This window comes from Thalassospira sp. HJ, from assembly GCF_000948415.1.
Taxonomy (GTDB): Bacteria; Pseudomonadota; Alphaproteobacteria; order Rhodospirillales; family Thalassospiraceae; genus Thalassospira.
This window is the reverse complement of sequence record NZ_JYII01000020.1, coordinates 331,622-349,693: the sequence shown is the minus strand read 5'-3', so window position 1 is coordinate 349,693 and position 18,072 is coordinate 331,622. Positions and strand designations below refer to the sequence as shown.

Here is an 18,072-nt window from a genome sequence, read left to right as displayed (position 1 = left end):
TCTGATGGCGATCCGAAATCAAAACCAAGGGTGGAGAAAATCGCTTTTGAACTCGCTCGGGCAAAAGGGCGCAGCCGCAAACCCCCGGAAATCAACGGTTCGCGCTTTATTTAGTCTTTTCGCAGGTAGCGCGGTGTTTGTGGCCTGAAAATCGGCCAAAAATGCCACAACAAGCAAATTTACATGATTTTGAAACGTCAATTTGCCAATTTTGCAGGGGTGTGAAAGTCCGAACAAACCAGTTTGTCTTGAAATAGGCAAACAAAGTTATGCTATATAAAGATAATTAAACAATATTGTTTATCTTTATATATCAAAATCGGCCATTTCGGTATGCAAGAGTCCAAGTGGGGCGGCATGAAGGGCACGCAGCCAAACCGGGCTATTTCAGGATAGATCGGGGGAGATTCAGCGAAATCCGGGGACTACTTATCGGGGAAAAGCGGGATCGGATCGTTGCTTTTCTCTGATCCTGTGCTCTCCTCATCGATGTGGTCCGCCGTGCCAGCGTCGGTTTTGCCTTTGCTGTCCGTGTGGACGGCATCCTGGCTCAGCCGATCGCGCAATTCTTCAATCACGGCTTCGATCCGTGCGCGGTGAAGGGGGTCTTCGCAGCGTTTGACGAACTGCTCAAACGCGCCAAGCGCCATATGGTCCTGATCAAGGCGGGCATATAGCGCACCAAGCTGATGCCAAAGGCCTTCATGCTCTGGCGCGATCAACAAACTGTGCTCGACCACGCGGGTTGCAAGCTGCAATTCACCGGCCCTAAGCGCCCGTACTTTTATGTTGTTTTGAAGTCGTAACAAAATATCGATATCCGACGACGGGCGGTAATGCTGTGGTGCCAGTTCGGCATCAAGGCCGCTAAAGGACTTCAGCAATTCACGTAATTCGGCCGGTCCCAGGCTGATTGCACCATGGAACGGGTCGATCATCTTGCGCTTGCCGTTGGCCTGCACGCGCAGCAGGAAATGACCGGGGAAATCAATACCGGTCACTGCAATGCCGCAACGTCGAGCCGCATGGATATAAAGCATGCCCAGTGCGACGGGCAGACCCCGCTTGCGCTCGATCACTTCCATCAGATCGGCATTGGCCATGTCGTCATAGTTTTCCGCATCCCCCTGAAAACCGTTGCGCTCAGCAATCACGGTCTGTAAGGCGCGGACAACCTGATCAATGGTGGGTTCAGCTTCCTTGTCATCAACAGGCAAGGTGCGCTGATCCGTGCCATCGGTGGCAAGATCGGGCTGCAAGGTCAGCCCGGCCAGTTCAGCCCGAACCTGATCGGCAAGATCATCAAGGATGGCCAAAAACGGTGCGATGTCGCGTTTATGCGTGCCGTTTGACTGATTGAGACGCGCAAAATGCAAGGCGGCCTCGGCCACGCTGGCGTCAGGTTTTTTACCCTTGCCATAATCGACAAGCCATTGGCGATCGGGATCGCTCGGTGCTGTTATGTGGCTTACGGTACTGATAGCTCAGGTTCCTTGTCGGATGGCGTCGTCTTTCAGGCGGATGTGACTGACAACCCGTTTGACATAACTGGTGTCGCGGGCATGTGAAATCACGCGGCTGCGTTCAAGGTCGTCCTGGGCAATGCCCATCAGGTGGACGGTGCCATTGACGGTTTCAACGCTGTAATTGATCGCGAATACGTCGCCATCAAACATCAAGGCGGTTTTGATCTTTGTGGTGATCAACAGATCGCTCGCACTGTCGACGAACGTCATGCTGTCACCGATCTCGATCTCGTTATGAACACTTTTAACCCCGTCAACCTGCCAGCTAAGCCGCACGGCTTCAAGCTGATCGGTAACGGTGGGCACTTGTCCGGCCAAAAGAACTTCGCCTTCGACCACTTCAATCTCGATATCGAGAAACAGTTTTTCGTCCTGTGCCAGAAACTTCTGCCAGATCTGGGCGGTGATGGCCGTATCGCTGACCGCGCCGTCAAACCCGCGTTCCTGAAAGGCCGCAACCCCGGCGGTCGCGCCAGCTCCGAGTACAACGGATGCCGGTGTGCATCCCGCAAGCGGCAAAATGCACGTACCCGTCAGCAGAAGTGCCCTGGCAAAGCCAAGTGGTCGATTGACCATTCTTTTTGATGACATTTACGGATGTCTCGTCCAGTTCCCCCAGTCTCTGGACTTAATATTCGCGCGTGGGGGTTAAAGAGTTTTAAAATCTGCACCGCTTTATCAGCAAAAATGCATTTTTCTGGAGATTCATGACCGGGCTGGCCGTTAAGGACCGGTGATCAGTGGGTTTTGCCAGCAAACAATTCAATCCAGCGCCCCGGCGATACGCCATAGGTCTGGCGGAAATGCCGGTTGAAATGGCTTTGATCGGCAAAGCCGGTTTCGGCCGCGATCCCGGCAAGCGGCTGGTGAAGTGCCATCAGCGCGCGTGCCTTTTGCAAACGGCGCATCATTAAATAGCGATAGGGTGTCGTGCCGAACCGTGCGCGGAAATGCCGGATCAGGCGAAAACGATCCATATCGGCAACCTGTTCAAGCTCGTCAGATTGCACCGGGCGGTCAAAGTTATCTTCAAGGAACGCGCGGACCTGATCCATACTTTGGCTGGCGGTAAAGCGCGGGCGTTTCAATGGTGCCTTGGCATGCAGTGACAGGCGCTGTGCAATGTCGCCGATAAACTGATCACGCAACAGCGGATCCATATCGCGTTCAAGCTCGCCCAGGGCAGAGGCCATGATCGACCACAGAACCGGGTCCTGAATGACCGGTTCGCCGACGAAGGGCAGGGGATCAGCTTCGTGATCAAGGCCTGACCGCAACAAGGCCGGTTCAAGATAAAGCATGCGATATTGCAAGCCATCATCGGTTCCAGCCCCGCCGTCATGCAGCTCGTCAGGATGAAGGATGATCACATTGCCCGGGTTGCTGGCGCGAAATTCGCCGCGGTAATTAAAGGTCTGAACGCCTTGCATCGTGATGCCCAGCGCATAGGTGTCGTGGCGATGCGGGGTGAACATGTTGCCGTAAAACAGGGCTTCGATCCGCTCGATCCCCGGTGCGGTCGGGGCGGCAACGAACCGTTCGCGCTTTTTGCACAAACGTTCAATACCGTGATCATCTGGCTGGTCTATTGCTTCTTTCATTACCGGATCATCTGACCGATTGGAGGAAGGAAATGTTTGATACCAAAGTCGCCCTGATTTTGCGCAATGATCTTGAAACTTGGCAATCCCTGAATGTCACGGCGTTTCTGATGAGCGGCATTGTCGCCCAGACGCCCGACATTATCGGTGCGCCTTATATTGACGCCAACCAGAATGTATATAACCCGCTATCGCGCCAACCGGCCATCGTTTTGGCAGCAGACGGCTACACGATTGCAAAAATCCACCAGCGCGCCCTGAACCGTGGTGTGCGGGTCTCGGCCTATATCGAGGAGATGTTCTCAACCGGCCATGACGAGGCCAATCGCGATGTGTTTGCCAAGGCCGATCCGGAAAACGCCCGATTTGTCGGTCTTGGCATTCACGCTGATAAGCGCAGTGTCGATAAAATCACCAAGGGTGCGAAGATGCATCCCTGATGCTCATGCCGTTCGGCGGGTTTCGGCCATTTTTACGAAACCTGCCAGGCATTGCTAAGATGCTCCAACCGCCCCCAACGGCCAACAATCATCAGATCAAGGCGAAGATCACCCGCATGGCCGATATTGCCCGCGTATGCTTCGAGCGCGCGGGCGATGCGGTTTTGTTGCTTGGGGGTGATGGCATGCAGGGCGGTTGCGCGATCTGTGCGATTTTTGACCTCGACCGCGATCAGGATATTTCCCCGCTTGGCGATGATGTCGATTTCACCGACCGGGCTTTTATAGCGGGTCGCAAGAATGCGATAGCCTTTTAGACGTAACCAAAATGCACAGAGTGTTTCAGCCCTGCGCCCGGCCTTTTCCGCCCGCTTGCGGCTTGATGTGTCATCGGGCAAGGGGCGGGAGCGGGCCATGGTCAATCCGGGTCCGATTTGGCGAGTTCAAGCGCGCGATTATAAAGATCCCGCTTCTTAAGGCCGGTTTCCTTTGCCAGGATATCGGCGGCCTCCTTGGTGCGGTGGGTTTTGATCAGCTCGCTTAAGCGCGCGTCAATATCCTCGGCACTGGGTTCGTTGTCACTGGCATCGGCCGGGCCGACAATCACCACGATTTCACCCTTTGGCGCGCCAGCCTCATCATAATGCGCGGCAAGATCAGCCAATGTGCCATTGCGCACTTCTTCGAACATTTTGGTCAGTTCGCGGGTCACCGCGGCTTCGCGCGTGCCGCCCAGCATTTCGGCCATATCGGCAAGGCTTGCGGCCAGGCGTTTGGGACTTTCAAGAAAGATCAGGCTGCCCGGGATCGGGGCAAATCGCGCCAGTTCCTTCTTGCGCGCCATGGATTTGGGCGGCAGGAACCCGGCATAAAAGAAATGATCGCTCGGCAATCCTGACAGAATCAGGGCCACAATCGGCGATGCCGCACCCGGGGCTGCGGTAACGTGAAAGCCTTCTTCCTTGCAATCACGCACCAGTTTATAGCCCGGATCATTGATCAAGGGGGTGCCAGCATCGGAAATCAGTGCCAGTCCCTGACCTTTGCCAAGGCGATCCATGATTTCGGGGCGCATGCGTGCGGCATTATGTTCGTGATAGGCGATTCGCTTGGTTTTTACGCCATAACGCGACAGCAATTTGCCCGATGTTCTGGTGTCTTCGCACAGGATCACATCGGCGCGTTTGAGAATTTCGAGCGCTCTGAACGTAATATCGCCCAAATTTCCGATTGGAGTAGCGACAAGATAAAGACCAGCTGAAAGCGGCAAATGGCTTTCATCATGTTTACTTGCATCCTCGCCCGCATTACCCTGCGGACGAAACGACTTATCTGGAGGTGAGAGTGGGTTGTCCGAAACGTCATCCGTCAAAGAACCGGATGCAGAAAGAGGCGCTGCCAAGTCAGGCGTTGTCAGATCAGGATCGGTTTTCGGATCTATTTCCGGCTTGGGGCCGGATCGCGCGCCGGACGGCATCTGTGGTTGTCCTCTCTCTCGGGCTGAGCGCATGTAATGCGACCACGAGTATCACGGACCTTTTCGGCATGCAACGTGATGGGGCCCCGGTTGAAAGTGCAAATCAACCCGGTCAGAACACGGTTGATCCGAACAGTGCCCCGGATCAGGGCCTGATCCCCGATGCCAATCCGTGGCCAAGCGAAGCCGCCCTGCCCGAAGGTGAGGGGGCGGAGCTTCCGATGCTTTATAATGATGACGCGGCTGTCTTTGAAAAGCGGGTAGCGCTTTTGCTGCCGCTTTCGGGCCAGCATGGCGAGCTTGGCCGGGCGATGCGCCATGCCGCAGAACTGGCGATGTTTGATATTGCAGGCGACGACTTCATCCTGATGCCGATTGATACCGCCGGGACCTATCAGGGCGGGCAAAATGCCGCGCGCGAAGCGGTTGATGCGGGTGCCAAGATGATCCTGGGTCCGCTCTTTGCCGAATCGGTTAGTGGTGCCAGCGAAGTGGCCAAATTGGCCAATGTGCCGGTGGTGGCCTTTTCCAATAACCGTCGGGTGGCGGAAAGTGGTGTTTGGGTCAATGGCCTGATCCCCGAAGACCAGATTGCGCGTGCGGCGGGCTATGCCACGACACAGGGGCGTTACCGCTTCGCGGCCCTTCTGCCGCAAAATGATTACGGCCGTCAGATCGCAAGTGGTCTGAACAACGTTGTTTCGCGGGTCGGCGGCAGCCTTGGCCGGGTGGCGTTCTATCAGCCGGGCTCGGACGAATTGCAGCAAACCATTCGCGACTTTGCCAATTACGATGCACGGCGTGCGAACCTGCGCGCCCACAAGGCCCAGCTTGAAGCTGATGGCAGTGCGGGCTCGAAACGGGCGCTGCGCCGTCTTGAAGGTGTCGATACCTTCGGCGAGCTTGATTTTGATGCCTTGATCTTGCCAGCTACCGGGGGTGAGTTGCGTCAGGTCTCCTCGCTTCTGGCCTATTACGATATTGATCCTTCGGTCGTGCAGTTTATCGGAACGTTCGGCTGGAACGATCCGGGCCTGTTTGCCGAACCAGCACTCAAGGGCGGGATCTTTGCCGCACCCAACCCGGAAAACTGGGAACTGTTTGCCGCACGCTTTGAGCGCACCTTTGGCAGTCAGCCGCCACGTATCTCAAGCCTTGCCTATGACAGCACCGCTTTGGCAGCACTCATGGCGCGCGATGAAAACAATATGAGCCAGCAGACCCTGACCAATCCGGGCGGGTTTGTCGGTGTGGATGGTATTTTCCGCCTGACGCCGGATGGCCAGTCCGAACGCGGTTACGCCATCATGCAAATCCAGCCGGAAGGGGCGCAGGTGGTGGCACCGGCCCCAGCAAGCTTTGATCTGGTTTTCTGATCAGGAACGCGCGAAACGCTTAAATTCAAAACGCCTGTCGGGTTATGCCTCGGCAGGCGTTTTGTCTTTGTAATTGCACAGATCATTGACGATGCAGTCACCACAACGGGGCTTGCGCGCCTTGCAGATATAGCGCCCATGCAGGATCAGCCAGTGATGGGCATGGGTCATGAAACGCGACGGGACCTTTTTCAGCAGTGCCTTCTCAACGGCCAGAACCGTCTTGCCATTGGCCATACCGGTCCGGTTGCCCAGCCGGAAAATGTGGGTGTCAACCGCCATGGTGTGTTCACCCCAGGCGATGTTGCGCACGACATTGGCGGTCTTGCGCCCGACACCGGGTAGCTCTTCCAGTGCTTCCTGATCGTTGGGAACGATGCCGCCATGTTTCTCGACAAGGATTTTGGCGGCTGCCATGACATTCTTGGCCTTGCCGCGATAAAGCCCGATGGTCTTGATGTGCTCGATCAGCGCCTCTTCACCAAGATCAAGCATGTCCTGCGGGGTTTCAACGATCTGAAACAGCTTCTTGGTCGCCTTGTTCACCCCGACATCGGTCGCTTGTGCCGACAGCGCGACCGCCACCAGAAGGGTATAGGGATTGGTGTAATCCAGCTCCCCCTTCGGTTCCGGATCGGCATCGGACAGACGCTGGAAAAACTCTTCGATGGCGGCTTTGTTCATCGGGCGGGCCATGGACTGCAATCTCTTTTTGTGTATCGATATTTGCGGTGGGGCGTGTTGTTGATGCTTATCCCCTGATCCGATCTCTTCTTCGCAAACTATATAAACTGTGAGGGTCGAAAAATCGAATTTTGATTGCAGCTGGGCTGTACCCCGGCGCACAATTCGATATCCAGCAACAGGTAATTCAAATGCCAAACGTGCCGCGTTCAGCAAAACCGATCTTTCGGGTGGATCTGTTTCCGCCGCGATCGCTGTCGCGTCGGGCTGCGCGGAATATTGTGCTGTTTCTGACAGCCCTCACTACGACCATCGGGTTTATCTTCTGGTCGGTGGGGGCCTGGCCTGTGATCGGGTTTCTGGGGCTTGATGTGATCTTGCTGTCGTTGGCGTTTTATTTCAGCTTCCGCTCAGCCCGCCAGGAAGAACGCATTGAACTGGCGCCGGGCAATCTTCGGGTGACACGGATTTCGGTGCGCGGCGAGCGTCAGGAATTTGATTTCCAGCCCTATTGGCTGCGCGTGGTTCTTGAACGGGGCGAGGATGAACAAGCGACCCTTTTCCTGCGCACACACGGCAAAAGTCTCGAAATTGCGCGTTTTCTCGGTGCCGATGAAAAGGAAAACCTTGCGATCAAGCTTGAGGCTGTCTTGCGCCAAACCCGCTGCAATCCTGCCGATATTCCCATCTGAGTGCCGTGATCTGACTGTTTTGCAACCCGGTTATGAGACAATTTGAAACCTTGGCTGAAGTCGGGTTTTGCGTCTGAAAAAACGGCGATTTTTAGTGATTTTGCCGGTTTGACCGGCCCCAGATGGGGTTGATCGGGCCAAATTTGCGGTTTGAAGGGAAAAAACAGCCAAGATTCCCCACTTTGACCGCTTGCGACTTTGTGGCGACTTTCATATATAGGTTCGCGGGGTAACGAAGAGCCCCCAGAAAAATTACGTGTATTACAACCATTGGTCCCAGGAGGTCCTGCGCGGCGCTTCATTTCGGAGGCTGCGGGACGGACCGGCCGCTAAAAGAGGAACTTACTATGGGTAAGATTATTGGTATCGACCTTGGCACCACCAACTCGTGCGTAGCAGTCATGGACGGCAAAGAAGGCCGTGTGATTGAAAACAGCGAAGGTGCTCGTACCACCCCGTCAATGGTCGCTTTCACCGATGATGGTGAGCGCCTTGTCGGTCAGCCGGCGAAACGCCAGGCTGTCACCAACCCGGAAAACACCCTGTTTGCCATCAAGCGTCTGATCGGCCGTCGTTACGGCGACCCGGAAGTCGAAAAAGACAAAGACCTCGTTCCGTACAAGATCGTTTCGGGCGAGAACGGCGACGCATGGGTTGAAGTCAATGGCGAGAAAATGGCGCCGAGCCAGATCGCAGCCATGGTGCTTCAGAAAATGAAGGAAACCGCCGAAGGCCATCTTGGCGAGCCGGTAACCGAAGCCGTGATTACCGTTCCGGCATACTTCAACGATTCCCAGCGCCAGGCGACCAAAGACGCCGGCAAGATTGCGGGTCTTGAAGTCAAACGTATCATCAACGAGCCGACCGCAGCGGCCCTTGCCTATGGCCTTGATAAGAAAGACGGTGGCACCGTGGTCGTTTATGACCTTGGTGGTGGTACCTTTGACGTGTCGGTTCTGGAAATCGGCGATGGCGTTTTCGAAGTTAAATCGACCAACGGTGATACCTTCCTTGGTGGTGAAGACTTCGACAAACAGATCATCGACTACCTTGCTGACGAGTTCAAAAAGGAACAGCAGATCGATCTGCGCAAGGACCGTCTGGCCCTGCAGCGTCTGAAAGAAGCTGCCGAGAAAGCCAAGATCGAGCTGTCCTCGTCGATGCAGACCGATGTCAACCTGCCGTTCATCACCGCAGACGCATCCGGCCCGAAACACCTCAACATCAAGCTGTCGCGTGCGAAGCTTGAAGGTCTGGTGGGCGATCTGATCGAACGCACCATGACCCCGTGCAAAGCTGCCCTGAAAGACGCCGGTATCACCGCTGGTGAAATCGACGACGTCATTCTGGTCGGTGGTATGACCCGTATGCCGAAGGTTCAGGAACGCGTTAAAGAGTTCTTTGGCCGTGATCCGCACAAAGGTGTGAACCCGGATGAGGTTGTTGCTCTTGGTGCTGCGATTCAGGGTGGTGTCCTGCAGGGTGACGTCAAAGACGTTCTTCTGCTTGATGTGACCCCGCTGTCGCTTGGTATCGAGACGCTCGGTGGTGTCTTTACCCGCCTGATCGACCGTAACACCACGATCCCGACCCGCAAGTCGCAGACCTTCTCGACCGCTGAAGACAATCAGACGGCCGTGACCATCCGCGTCTTCCAGGGTGAGCGTGAAATGGCGGCTGACAACAAGATGCTTGGCCAGTTTGATCTGGTTGGTATCCCGCCGGCACCGCGCGGTGTTCCGCAGATTGAAGTGACCTTTGACATTGATGCCAACGGTATCGTCAACGTGTCTGCCAAGGACAAGGCGACCAACAAGGAACAGCAGATCCGCATTCAGGCATCTGGTGGTCTTTCCGACGACGAGATCGAAAACATGGTCAAGGACGCGGAAAGCAACGCCGAAGCCGACAAGAAGCGTAAAGCCCTTGTGGAAGCCCGCAACCAGGCAGAAGCCATCATCCACGCCACCGAAAAGAACCTTTCGGAGCATGGTGACAAGGTTGACGACGCGACCAAGTCGGAAATCGAAAACGCCCTGTCGGCTTTGAAAGAAGCCAAGGACGGTGAAGATGCTGAAGCCATCACCACCAAGCTGAACGAACTGCAGCAGGCCTCGATGAAACTTGGCGAAGCCATGTATCAGGCTCAGCAGGAAGAAGCTGGCGACGGTGAAGCGGCAGAAGCCGATGCCTCTGCACAGGCCGACGACGGTGTTGTTGACGCCGACTTCGAAGAAGTCGATGACAACAAAAAAGACAAGTAAGGCGACCGCAGAGGTCGTCTTGAACGACGCCCTGTAAAGAAAAATCGGGCCGTTCCGGACGCAAGGATTTGCTGGAACGGCCCGACCGTATTTCGGAGTTACAGATGGCGAAAGAAGATTATTACGAGCTGCTGGGTGTCAGCAAAGATGCCAGCGCAGCCGAGCTTAAAAGCGCCTATCGCAAGCAAGCGATGAAATATCACCCGGATAAAAACCCGGGCGATACCGAAGCTGAAGTCAAATTCAAACAGGTCAACGAAGCCTACGAAGTCCTGAAGGATCAGGAAAAACGTGCGGCCTATGACCGCTTTGGCCACGCTGCCTTTGAACAGGGCGGCCCCGGTGGCGGAGGCGGCTTTGGTGGCGGCTTCGGCGGTGGATTTGGCGGCGGCGGCTTTGCCGATGTCTTTGACGAGATCTTTGGCGCCATGGGCGGCGGACGCCGAGGTGGTGGCGGTGGATCGTCCCGTGGGGCGGATCTGCGCTACAACATGGCGATCACGCTTGAAGAAGCGTTCGAAGGCAAGAAGGCCGAGATCACCATTCCCGGATCGGTCCAGTGCGACGAATGTGACGGAACCGGCGCAGAACCCGGCTCCCAGCCGGTTACCTGCCCGACCTGTAACGGTCATGGCAAGGTCCGCGCACAGCAGGGCTTCTTTACCATTGAACGCACCTGCCCGAGCTGCCATGGCAAGGGCAAGATGGTCAAAAACCCGTGCAAGGCTTGTCACGGGGTCGGCCGCGTCGAGAAAGAAAAGACCCTTCAGGTCACCATTCCGGCCGGTGTCGAAGACGCCACGCGCATTCGCCTGGCGGGCGAGGGCGAGGCGGGCACCAATGGCGCACCTCCGGGCGATCTGTATATCTTCCTTGATATTCAGCATCACCGCTTCTTCCAGCGTGAAAGTGCCAACCTTTATTGCCGGATCCCGATCCCGATGAGCAAGGCTGCCCTTGGTGGCACCATCGAAGTCCCGACGATCGAAGGCACGCGCACGCGGATCAACATCCCGGCTGGCACCCAGTCCGGTCAGCAGCTTCGCCTGCGCGGCAAGGGCATGACCATCCTGCGCAGCCAGGCCCGCGGGGACATGTTTGTCGAAGTCAGCGTCGAAACCCCGGTCAATCTGACAGACCGTCAGAAAGAACTGCTTGAGGAATTCGACGAGATTTCGCGCGAAGAAGGCTCGCACCCGGAAAGCGAAGGGTTCTTTTCCAAGATGAAAGAAATCTGGAAAGACCTGACCGACTGATCGGCGCATCCTTCAAAGATCGATATCACAAACCCCCGGCAGCTTTGTCGGGGGTTTTGTTTTGCGCCGCCCGGGCCTTGTGTTAAAGCAATTGCACGTATGAATTTGCTTGCCCGGAGGAGACCGGAAATGAAGATCGGGATTGTTGGATGTGCTGGCCGTATGGGGCGGATGCTGGTGAATGAAACCGCCAAGACCAAGGGCTGCGAAGTTGGTGGCGGCACTGACCTGCCCGGAAGCCCGTTCATCGGCAAGGACGTCACCCTGATCGCCGGTCTTGAAGAAAGCGGCGTTGTCGTTGGCGATGATCCCAGGGCGCTATTTGAAGCGGTTGAAGCGGTGATTGATTTCACCGCCCCGGCAGCGACCATGAAACACGCCAAACTGGCCGCAGAAACCGGCACCATCCTTGTGATTGGCACCACCGGGCTTTCCAATGATCAGAAGGACGAGCTGGAAGTCGCCGCCCAAAAGGCCCCGATCATTTTTGCCCCGAATATGAGTGTCGGTGTGAACCTTGCCTTTGCGCTGGTCGAGAAGGTGGCAAGTATCCTTGATAAGGATGTGGCCGACATCGAAATCGTTGAAATGCACCACAAACACAAGGTCGATGCGCCGTCGGGTACTGCGCTTGGCCTTGGTGAAGCCGCTGCCAAGGGTCGTGGTGTCAATCTTGATGAGGTCTCCGTCCGATCGCGTGATGGCCATACCGGCGCACGCGAAGACGGCACCATCGGCTTTGCCACGTTGCGCGGTGGCGATGTGGTTGGCGATCACACGGTTGTCTTTGCCTGCGAGGGCGAGCGGATCGAGATCACCCACAAGGCATCGTCACGCGAAGTCTTCGCCAAGGGTGCGGTTCGTGCCGCCAAATGGGCCGAAGGCAAGGCGCCGGGGCTTTATTCCATGCGTGAAGTGCTGGGACTCTAATCGCTTAGCACGCTTAAGCTGAATGGATATGAAAAGACCCCGCTGCAAGGATCTGCAGCGGGGTCTTTTTTTGTGGTTTTAGGTGCCCGGACTAGTGCGCATCCGCCCAGCTATCACCAATGCCGGCATCGGCAATCAGCGGTACCGACAGGTGGGCCGCGTTTTCCATGACCTCGCGGATGGTCTTGATCGCCTTTTCGGTTTCGTCTTCCGGGGCTTCAAAGATCAATTCATCGTGGACCTGAAGCAGCATGCGGGTTTTAAGCCCGGCATCCAGCAAGGCACCGGGAACGGCGATCATCGCGCGTTTGATGATGTCGGCTGCACCGCCCTGAATGGGGGCGTTGATGGCAGCACGCTCGCCAAAGCTTCGGCGCATGCCGTTCTTGTCATTGATGCCGCTGATATGGATATGGCGACCAAACAGGGTACGGACAAAGCCGTGCTTTTTGGCGAATTCCTTGGCCTCGTCCATGTAGTCGCGGATGCCGGGATAAATCTCGAAATAGGCTTCGATGAATTCCTTGGCTTCCTTCTGGGCAATGCCAAGCTGGTTGGCCAGACCAAAGGCCGAGATGCCGTAAATGATGCCGAAATTGATCGCCTTGGCTTTGCGGCGGACCATCGGGTCCATGCCCTCGATCGGGACGCCAAAGACCTTTGATGCGGTCGCGGCGTGGATATCCTCGCCGTTTTTAAAGGCATCGCGAAGGGCTTCGATTTCGGCGACGTGGGCCAGAAGGCGCAGTTCGATCTGCGAATAGTCGGCAGAAATCAGCTTGTAACCCGGTTCGGCGACAAAGGCGGTACGGATCTTGCGGCCTTCCTCGCTTCGGATCGGGATGTTTTGCAGGTTCGGGTCATTGGATGACAACCGCCCGGTATTGACGTTGGTCTGACCATAACTGGTGTGCACACGCCCGGTATTGGGGTTGATGTGATGGGCCAGCGCATCGGTGTAGGTGCTTTTCAGCTTGGAAAGCTGGCGCCATTCCAGAAGCTTTGCGGAAAGGTCATGACCTTTGGCCGCCAGCGCTTCAAGCACATCCGCGCCGGTCTGCCAGGCGCCGGTTTTGGTTTTTTTGCCGCCGGGCAGGCTCATTTTATCAAACAGGATTTCGCCCAGCTGCTTGGGACTGCCAAGATTGAACGGCTCGCCCGCCATTTCGTGAATGGTTTCTTCAAGGGCGGCCATGCGTTTGGCGAAATCATCAGACAGGGTTTTAAGGATCTCGGCATCGACCTTGACGCCAAGGCCTTCCATTTCGGCCAAAACCGGAACCAGCGGGCGATCAAGCGTCTCATAGACGCTGGCCATATGTTCCTGGGCGATGCGGGGCTTGAGCAACCGATGCAGGCGCAGCGTGATATCGGCATCCTCGGCTGCGTAATCCAGCGCCTTGTCGAGCGGGACCTGATCAAAGGTGATCTGGGTCTTGCCACTGCCGCAGACGTCCTTGAAGGAAATCGGCTTGTAATCAAGGTGCAGCTCGGCCAGTTCATCCATGCCGTGCCCGTGGCTGGTGCCATCAAGCACATAGGACAGCACCATGGTGTCGTCCATCGGCGCAACCTTAATACCGTGACGGGCCAGAACGATCATATCGTATTTCAGGTTCTGACCGACCTTGAGCACGCCCGGATCTTCAAGCAGCGGTTTGAGGAGCTCAATCGCGCGTTCAAGCTTGATCTGCTTGGGCGCGTCCTTGCTTTCTGCGGGATTATCGCCAAAGTCAAAGCCGCCCTGTGCCTCGCCACTGACATGACCCAGCGGGATGTAGCAGCCATTGCCGGGCTCGGTCGACAGCGAAACACCGACCAGTTTGGCCGTGTGGGCATCAAGCGATGTGGTTTCGGTATCGACCGCGACGGTGCCAAGATATTCAGCTTCGGAAATCCAGTGCTTTAGACGCTCTTCATCCTGCACCAGTTCATATTCGGCCTTTTCGACCTTGATATCATTGATGCCAATGCCGGCTGCCGTCGGGCTTTCAAATTCAACATCGCCGCCGAATTTCGACTTTACTTTAGAAAGCAATGATTTAAAGCCGTGACTTGCGATGAAGCTTAAAAGAACTTCGGGATCAGGTTCGTGCAATTCGAAGTCACCAAGCGGTTCGACCACCGGTACATCGGTCTTGAGCGTCACCAGATCGCGCGAGACGCGGGCAAGTTCGGCATTCTCGATCAGTTTCTCGCGGCGCTTGGGCTGTTTGATTTCACCAGCGCGCTCCAGTAGAGAATCAAGATCACCATATTCATCAATTAGTTGGGCGGCGGTTTTAACGCCAATGCCGGGCACACCCGGTACGTTATCGACAGAATCGCCCGCAAGCGCCTGAATATCAATGACCTTGTCCGGGCTAACCCCGAATTTCTCAAGCACTTCGGCAGCGCCGATGGTGCGATTTTTCATCGCATCAAACATTTGCACCCGATCGGTGACAAGCTGCATGAGGTCCTTGTCCGAAGACACGATAATCACGTCAGAACCTTCGGCTTCGGCCTGGCGGGCATAGGTCGCGATCAGATCGTCGGCCTCATAGCCTTCAAGTTCGATCGAGGGCAGGTTAAATGCCCGCGTCGCATCCCGGATCAGACCGAACTGCGGCACCAGTTCTTCGGGGGGCGGCGGCCGGTGTGCCTTGTATTCCGGGTAAAAATCGTTTCGGAACGACTTGCCCTTGGTGTCAAAGATCACCGCCATATGGTCGGGTTTGGTATCTTCGCGCAGCTTCATCAACATGGTGCAGAAGCCATAAACCGCATTCACCGGCGTGCCATCGGGGCTCGTCATCGGCGGCAGGGCGTGGAAAGCGCGGAAAATAAAGCCGGAACCGTCAACCAGAACGACGCGACGCGGGGATTTGTCAGCGGACGAACCGGTGCTGGACGGGGCGGAATCTGTCATGCGTTTCGTGCTCTTTTATGCTTTGAAATGATTGGCCCGAAGAATGCCCGATCCGGGCCATGAAGTCGAGTGCCGCCTGAGGATTTCGGGCAAAAACAGCCAAGCCTCCTGACAGAAATGTCTATGCGATTGCCGGGTAAATCAGTACCCGTTTCCTATATCATTTCGATTTCGAAACATGAAGGGTAAGGCCCTCATTTCCCGGGTTTTTTAGCATCATTCTTCTTTGTGCTTATCAGCCTGCTCCGGGGTTGCTATGGTAGCGGGTAACTTCATCCCAAGGGACATGGGAGATCGGGTTCGTGGCCCGGAAAACAAGCAAGCCGGAATTTTTGCCAAAAGGCATCGGCGTGGAAACTGCAGGTCCGGCGCGTGAGCTTTCAGATGACATGAAGCTCGCCAGTCGGAAACGCAAAAAGCAGAAAGACCGTCGCAAGGCGAACGGTTCAGGATGGCGCAGCTTTTTTAGCGTCAATGTATGGCTGCGCTTTATTCTGACCTTCGGCAGTTTTGGCCTGATCGTCCATGGCCTGTTTGTGGTTTTCGGTATTTACGAACGCAATCAACGCCTTGCCAACTTTGATCACTTCATTTTGCTGATCAAACTCGTGGTGTTTGTCGCGCTGATGTATCTGTTCTATGCGATGCTGATGCATTATGGCCCGATCCGCCACAGGGTGCGGGGCATCTTCTTTTTGGCGCTCGCCCCGGTGGCCGCCCTTTGCATCTTCATGATCTATGGCGGTGGACAGATATTTGGCAGTTTCCTGCCGGTTCTGCAGTTCCTGACCCTGACCGTTGGTGTCGGTGGATTTCTGCTTTATGTGCTGGGCTATACTTGGATTACCGGGCGCAAGGTCAAGCGCGAAGCCGCGAGAAACGGCGATCCTGGCCTGACCAAAAACGATGCGGCGGGTAAGGGCGGAAGAAGCCTGCCACCCCCGGTTCAGGGCGATCGCCGCCGCGTGCACAAGGCAGGAAATCTACGCCTGCGCAGCACCGATGGCGCTGACGGCCCGACAAATGGTGCCGCACGCCGCAAGATCGAATTGCCTGACGTCTAATCGCGCTGTTGAGCCATGATTTCAACATCTTACGATAGATCCATAACGCCAAATATTAGGATTGTTGGATAATCATCTGCGAAAGAGCCGGGAATTGTGATCCGCCCTTATCGCAGATGATGATCCGGATTCTGAAAGCGAATATATATCAGTGTTTTATGATATTTTCTTCAATCAGTTTTTCACCAAGGCATCGAGCAGTCGAACGACTTCACGCGAGGCGCTTTCAACCTTGCCATAAAGTTCCAGTGCACCTTCGACATCCCCGTCGTTATAGCGTTTGACGGCCTCGATCCCGCATTCATGCACGATCTTGTGCGGACCTTCGATTTCCTTATATGCCGCAGAACCGGCAAGCGCCTTGCCCTCGGGGCTGTAGTACCATTTGCCCAACCGGCAGCTCATATGGCTTGCCAATTCATCGGCATAAAGGGCCTGACGACCGGCAAGCATGTCTGCCAGACGTTTCTTCCAGATAACGTGGTCGGACTTGGCAATGCGAATGGCCTTCTTGGGAATGTCGAATTCGGCCAAGGCACCAATTTGCTGACCAACCTTGGTGACGACAGAGTCCGTCGCACTGATGCTGGTTTCGATACGTTTGACGTTATCGGCCGTATCGGCGGCGATATTTGCCACACGGTCTGAAACTTCTGCTGCGACCTGTTCCTGCTGTTCGAGAATGGCGGCGATGTCGCCCATACGGTCCGTGACGTCTGAAACCATGTCGCCAATGTCGTTCATCGAGCCGACGGCTTCGTTCATCGAGGCATCGCCAGCCTCAACCGCCTCGGCGCCAGTGCGCATTGCTTCGACAATGCCGCCGATTTCTTCGCGCAGCATGACGATATTGTCGCGGATATCGACCGTGGCTTTGGCCGTCTGGCTTGAAAGGTTTTTCACCTCACCGGCAACCACGGCAAACCCCTTGCCAGCTTCACCGGCACGTGCGGCCTCGATCGTGGCGTTAAGCGCAAGCAGGTTGGTTTGCGATGCAATGTTTTCAATGGTTTCGACCATCGCGCCGATCTTTTCAGACGTCTCGGCAAGCGATTCGACGCGTTTGGTCGCGTCATTAACCGCATGGGCCACTCGGCGCATGTTTTCCGCCGTGTTGGAGATGGTGTCTGCCCCGCCTTGCGCTGTGTTGCGCGCGCTTTGCGATTTTTCGGCGATCTCGCGGGAATTCTCGCTGATGGTTGTAATGCCGGTCGCCATTTCTTCAACAGCGGCTGCGATGGACTGGGCCTGACCATCAATGTCGGCCATTTCCTTCATCAGCGTCGAGTTAATCACAGCCACTTCGTTGATCGACATGGATAGATCGACGTTCTGATCAAGCATCTCGTCAGCAAACTTGTTGCTGGCGCTGTTTTGAATTTCGGCGAAGCGCTGCTGACACAGGGCATGCGTGAGAACTTCCTGTGACTGCAGAAATGCCGTTTGCGATGCATTGATCATGGCTGCTGCCTGACCAGGCTTCCAGCGTGATCCGGCAAGAAGGATCGCCGTGACTTTTTCAAGTGCTGCGGCATAGACATTGGCGATATCACTGCCGTCCACCTCTGACTTGAAGAAAGTCGCAGCAAGGCGATCGACCGCCGGGCTTTGAGCAAAATCGCTGTCATAGCCAAGAACTGACATCCAGTAGGGAAGCAGTTCCTGACTGTCTTCGTTGATACCAAACCGTCCGGAAAAGTCGCTGACAATTGCAGCAAGCGCCTTTTCAACGTTGGATTTGAAGGTCAGAGGCAATGACGCAGAAATAACTGCGACCGAGCCGGATGGCACGTCAGTGCGCCCGCTTGATTTGGCAAGAGTAGACATTCTTGGCGTTCCCTGTGCGTCGGT

General features: G+C 55.7%; 15 protein-coding genes. 7 read left to right on the top strand and 8 right to left on the bottom strand.

From position 1 onward, the window contains the following. Positions 1-425: 425 nt before the first annotated feature. The 3 genes from UF64_RS17320 to UF64_RS17310 all read right to left on the bottom strand — a co-directional run bounded on the left by UF64_RS17320 (position 426) and on the right by UF64_RS17310 (position 3,127). On the bottom strand, positions 426-1,391 hold the full coding sequence (locus UF64_RS17320; RefSeq protein WP_044829842.1) for a SirB1 family protein: 966 nt from the start codon (positions 1,389-1,391) through the stop codon (positions 426-428). Positions 1,392-1,484: 93 nt separating this feature from the next. Continuing rightward, positions 1,485-2,117, bottom strand: coding sequence for a BON domain-containing protein (locus tag UF64_RS17315; RefSeq protein WP_235285131.1), 633 nt, complete (start codon positions 2,115-2,117; stop codon positions 1,485-1,487). 146 nt (positions 2,118-2,263) lie between these two features. Beyond that, on the bottom strand, positions 2,264-3,127 hold the full coding sequence (locus tag UF64_RS17310) for an AraC family transcriptional regulator (protein WP_044829840.1): 864 nt from the start codon (positions 3,125-3,127) through the stop codon (positions 2,264-2,266). A 32-nt stretch (positions 3,128-3,159) separates the two neighbouring features. Between UF64_RS17310 and UF64_RS17305 the strand changes: the two genes are divergently transcribed. Further along, positions 3,160-3,567 carry a DUF2000 family protein gene (locus UF64_RS17305; protein ID WP_044829839.1) on the top strand — a complete coding sequence of 136 codons (408 nt, stop codon included), beginning with the start codon at positions 3,160-3,162 and terminating at the stop codon, positions 3,565-3,567. 32 nt (positions 3,568-3,599) lie between these two features. Here the strand turns inward: UF64_RS17305 and UF64_RS17300 are convergent, their stop codons facing one another. After that, positions 3,600-3,983 carry a YraN family protein gene (locus UF64_RS17300; protein WP_044829838.1) on the bottom strand — a complete coding sequence of 128 codons (384 nt, stop codon included), beginning with the start codon at positions 3,981-3,983 and terminating at the stop codon, positions 3,600-3,602. Positions 3,984-3,985: 2 nt separating this feature from the next. Continuing rightward, positions 3,986-5,044, bottom strand: a complete 1,059-nt coding sequence (rsmI, locus tag UF64_RS17295) for a 16S rRNA (cytidine(1402)-2'-O)-methyltransferase (protein ID WP_082049854.1) — start codon at positions 5,042-5,044, stop codon at positions 3,986-3,988. Between the two features lie 68 nt (positions 5,045-5,112). On the opposite strand from rsmI, the gene UF64_RS17290 reads away from it, so the two are divergent. Beyond that, on the top strand, positions 5,113-6,420 hold the full coding sequence (locus tag UF64_RS17290) for a penicillin-binding protein activator (RefSeq protein ID WP_044829837.1): 1,308 nt from the start codon (positions 5,113-5,115) through the stop codon (positions 6,418-6,420). 42 nt (positions 6,421-6,462) lie between these two features. Here UF64_RS17290 and nth read toward each other — a convergent pair whose 3' ends face one another. After that, positions 6,463-7,104: an endonuclease III gene (gene nth, locus UF64_RS17285; RefSeq protein ID WP_044829955.1), complete on the bottom strand. Its 642-nt coding sequence runs from the start codon at positions 7,102-7,104 to the stop codon at positions 6,463-6,465. 191 nt (positions 7,105-7,295) lie between these two features. On the opposite strand from nth, the gene UF64_RS17280 reads away from it, so the two are divergent. The 4 genes from UF64_RS17280 to dapB all read left to right on the top strand — a co-directional run bounded on the left by UF64_RS17280 (position 7,296) and on the right by dapB (position 12,246). Beyond that, the gene (locus tag UF64_RS17280) at positions 7,296-7,796 is read left to right on the top strand and encodes a DUF2244 domain-containing protein (RefSeq protein ID WP_044829836.1); all 501 of its coding nucleotides are present in this window, start codon (positions 7,296-7,298) and stop codon (positions 7,794-7,796) included. A 347-nt stretch (positions 7,797-8,143) separates the two neighbouring features. Further along, positions 8,144-10,060, top strand: coding sequence for a molecular chaperone DnaK (gene dnaK / locus UF64_RS17275; protein WP_044829835.1), 1,917 nt, complete (start codon positions 8,144-8,146; stop codon positions 10,058-10,060). Positions 10,061-10,164: 104 nt separating this feature from the next. Next, positions 10,165-11,316 (top strand): molecular chaperone DnaJ, encoded by a 1,152-nt coding sequence (dnaJ, locus tag UF64_RS17270; RefSeq protein ID WP_044829834.1) that lies wholly within the window; start codon positions 10,165-10,167, stop codon positions 11,314-11,316. Between the two features lie 129 nt (positions 11,317-11,445). Next, positions 11,446-12,246, top strand: a complete 801-nt coding sequence (dapB, locus tag UF64_RS17265; protein ID WP_044829833.1) for a 4-hydroxy-tetrahydrodipicolinate reductase — start codon at positions 11,446-11,448, stop codon at positions 12,244-12,246. Positions 12,247-12,337: 91 nt separating this feature from the next. On the opposite strand, the gene polA is transcribed toward dapB, so the two are convergent. Further along, on the bottom strand, positions 12,338-15,157 hold the full coding sequence (gene polA, locus UF64_RS17260) for a DNA polymerase I (RefSeq protein WP_044829832.1): 2,820 nt from the start codon (positions 15,155-15,157) through the stop codon (positions 12,338-12,340). A gap of 302 nt (positions 15,158-15,459) precedes the next feature. On the opposite strand from polA, the gene UF64_RS17255 reads away from it, so the two are divergent. Then, positions 15,460-16,221 carry a hypothetical protein gene (locus UF64_RS17255; protein WP_044829831.1) on the top strand — a complete coding sequence of 254 codons (762 nt, stop codon included), beginning with the start codon at positions 15,460-15,462 and terminating at the stop codon, positions 16,219-16,221. Between the two features lie 174 nt (positions 16,222-16,395). Here the strand turns inward: UF64_RS17255 and UF64_RS17250 are convergent, their stop codons facing one another. Further along, on the bottom strand, positions 16,396-18,048 hold the full coding sequence (locus tag UF64_RS17250) for a methyl-accepting chemotaxis protein (protein ID WP_082049852.1): 1,653 nt from the start codon (positions 18,046-18,048) through the stop codon (positions 16,396-16,398). Between the last annotated feature and the right edge of the window lie 24 nt (positions 18,049-18,072).

Excerpts from the sequence above, each read along its gene's own strand:
- UF64_RS17315 (WP_235285131.1), bottom strand. The coding sequence starts at position 2,117 with ATGTCATCAAAAAGAATGGTCAATCGACCACTTGGCTTTGCCAGGGCA.
- UF64_RS17310 (WP_044829840.1), bottom strand. The coding sequence starts at position 3,127 with ATGAAAGAAGCAATAGACCAGCCAGATGATCACGGTATTGAACGTTTG.
- UF64_RS17305 (WP_044829839.1), top strand. The coding sequence starts at position 3,160 with ATGTTTGATACCAAAGTCGCCCTGATTTTGCGCAATGATCTTGAAACT.
- UF64_RS17300 (WP_044829838.1), bottom strand. The coding sequence starts at position 3,983 with ATGGCCCGCTCCCGCCCCTTGCCCGATGACACATCAAGCCGCAAGCGG.
- rsmI (WP_082049854.1), bottom strand. The coding sequence starts at position 5,044 with ATGCCGTCCGGCGCGCGATCCGGCCCCAAGCCGGAAATAGATCCGAAA.
- UF64_RS17290 (WP_044829837.1), top strand. The coding sequence starts at position 5,113 with ATGCAACGTGATGGGGCCCCGGTTGAAAGTGCAAATCAACCCGGTCAG.
- nth (WP_044829955.1), bottom strand. The coding sequence starts at position 7,104 with ATGAACAAAGCCGCCATCGAAGAGTTTTTCCAGCGTCTGTCCGATGCC.
- UF64_RS17280 (WP_044829836.1), top strand. The coding sequence starts at position 7,296 with ATGCCAAACGTGCCGCGTTCAGCAAAACCGATCTTTCGGGTGGATCTG.
- dnaK (WP_044829835.1), top strand. The coding sequence starts at position 8,144 with ATGGGTAAGATTATTGGTATCGACCTTGGCACCACCAACTCGTGCGTA.
- dnaJ (WP_044829834.1), top strand. The coding sequence starts at position 10,165 with ATGGCGAAAGAAGATTATTACGAGCTGCTGGGTGTCAGCAAAGATGCC.
- dapB (WP_044829833.1), top strand. The coding sequence starts at position 11,446 with ATGAAGATCGGGATTGTTGGATGTGCTGGCCGTATGGGGCGGATGCTG.
- polA (WP_044829832.1), bottom strand. The coding sequence starts at position 15,157 with ATGACAGATTCCGCCCCGTCCAGCACCGGTTCGTCCGCTGACAAATCC.
- UF64_RS17250 (WP_082049852.1), bottom strand. The coding sequence starts at position 18,048 with ATGTCTACTCTTGCCAAATCAAGCGGGCGCACTGACGTGCCATCCGGC.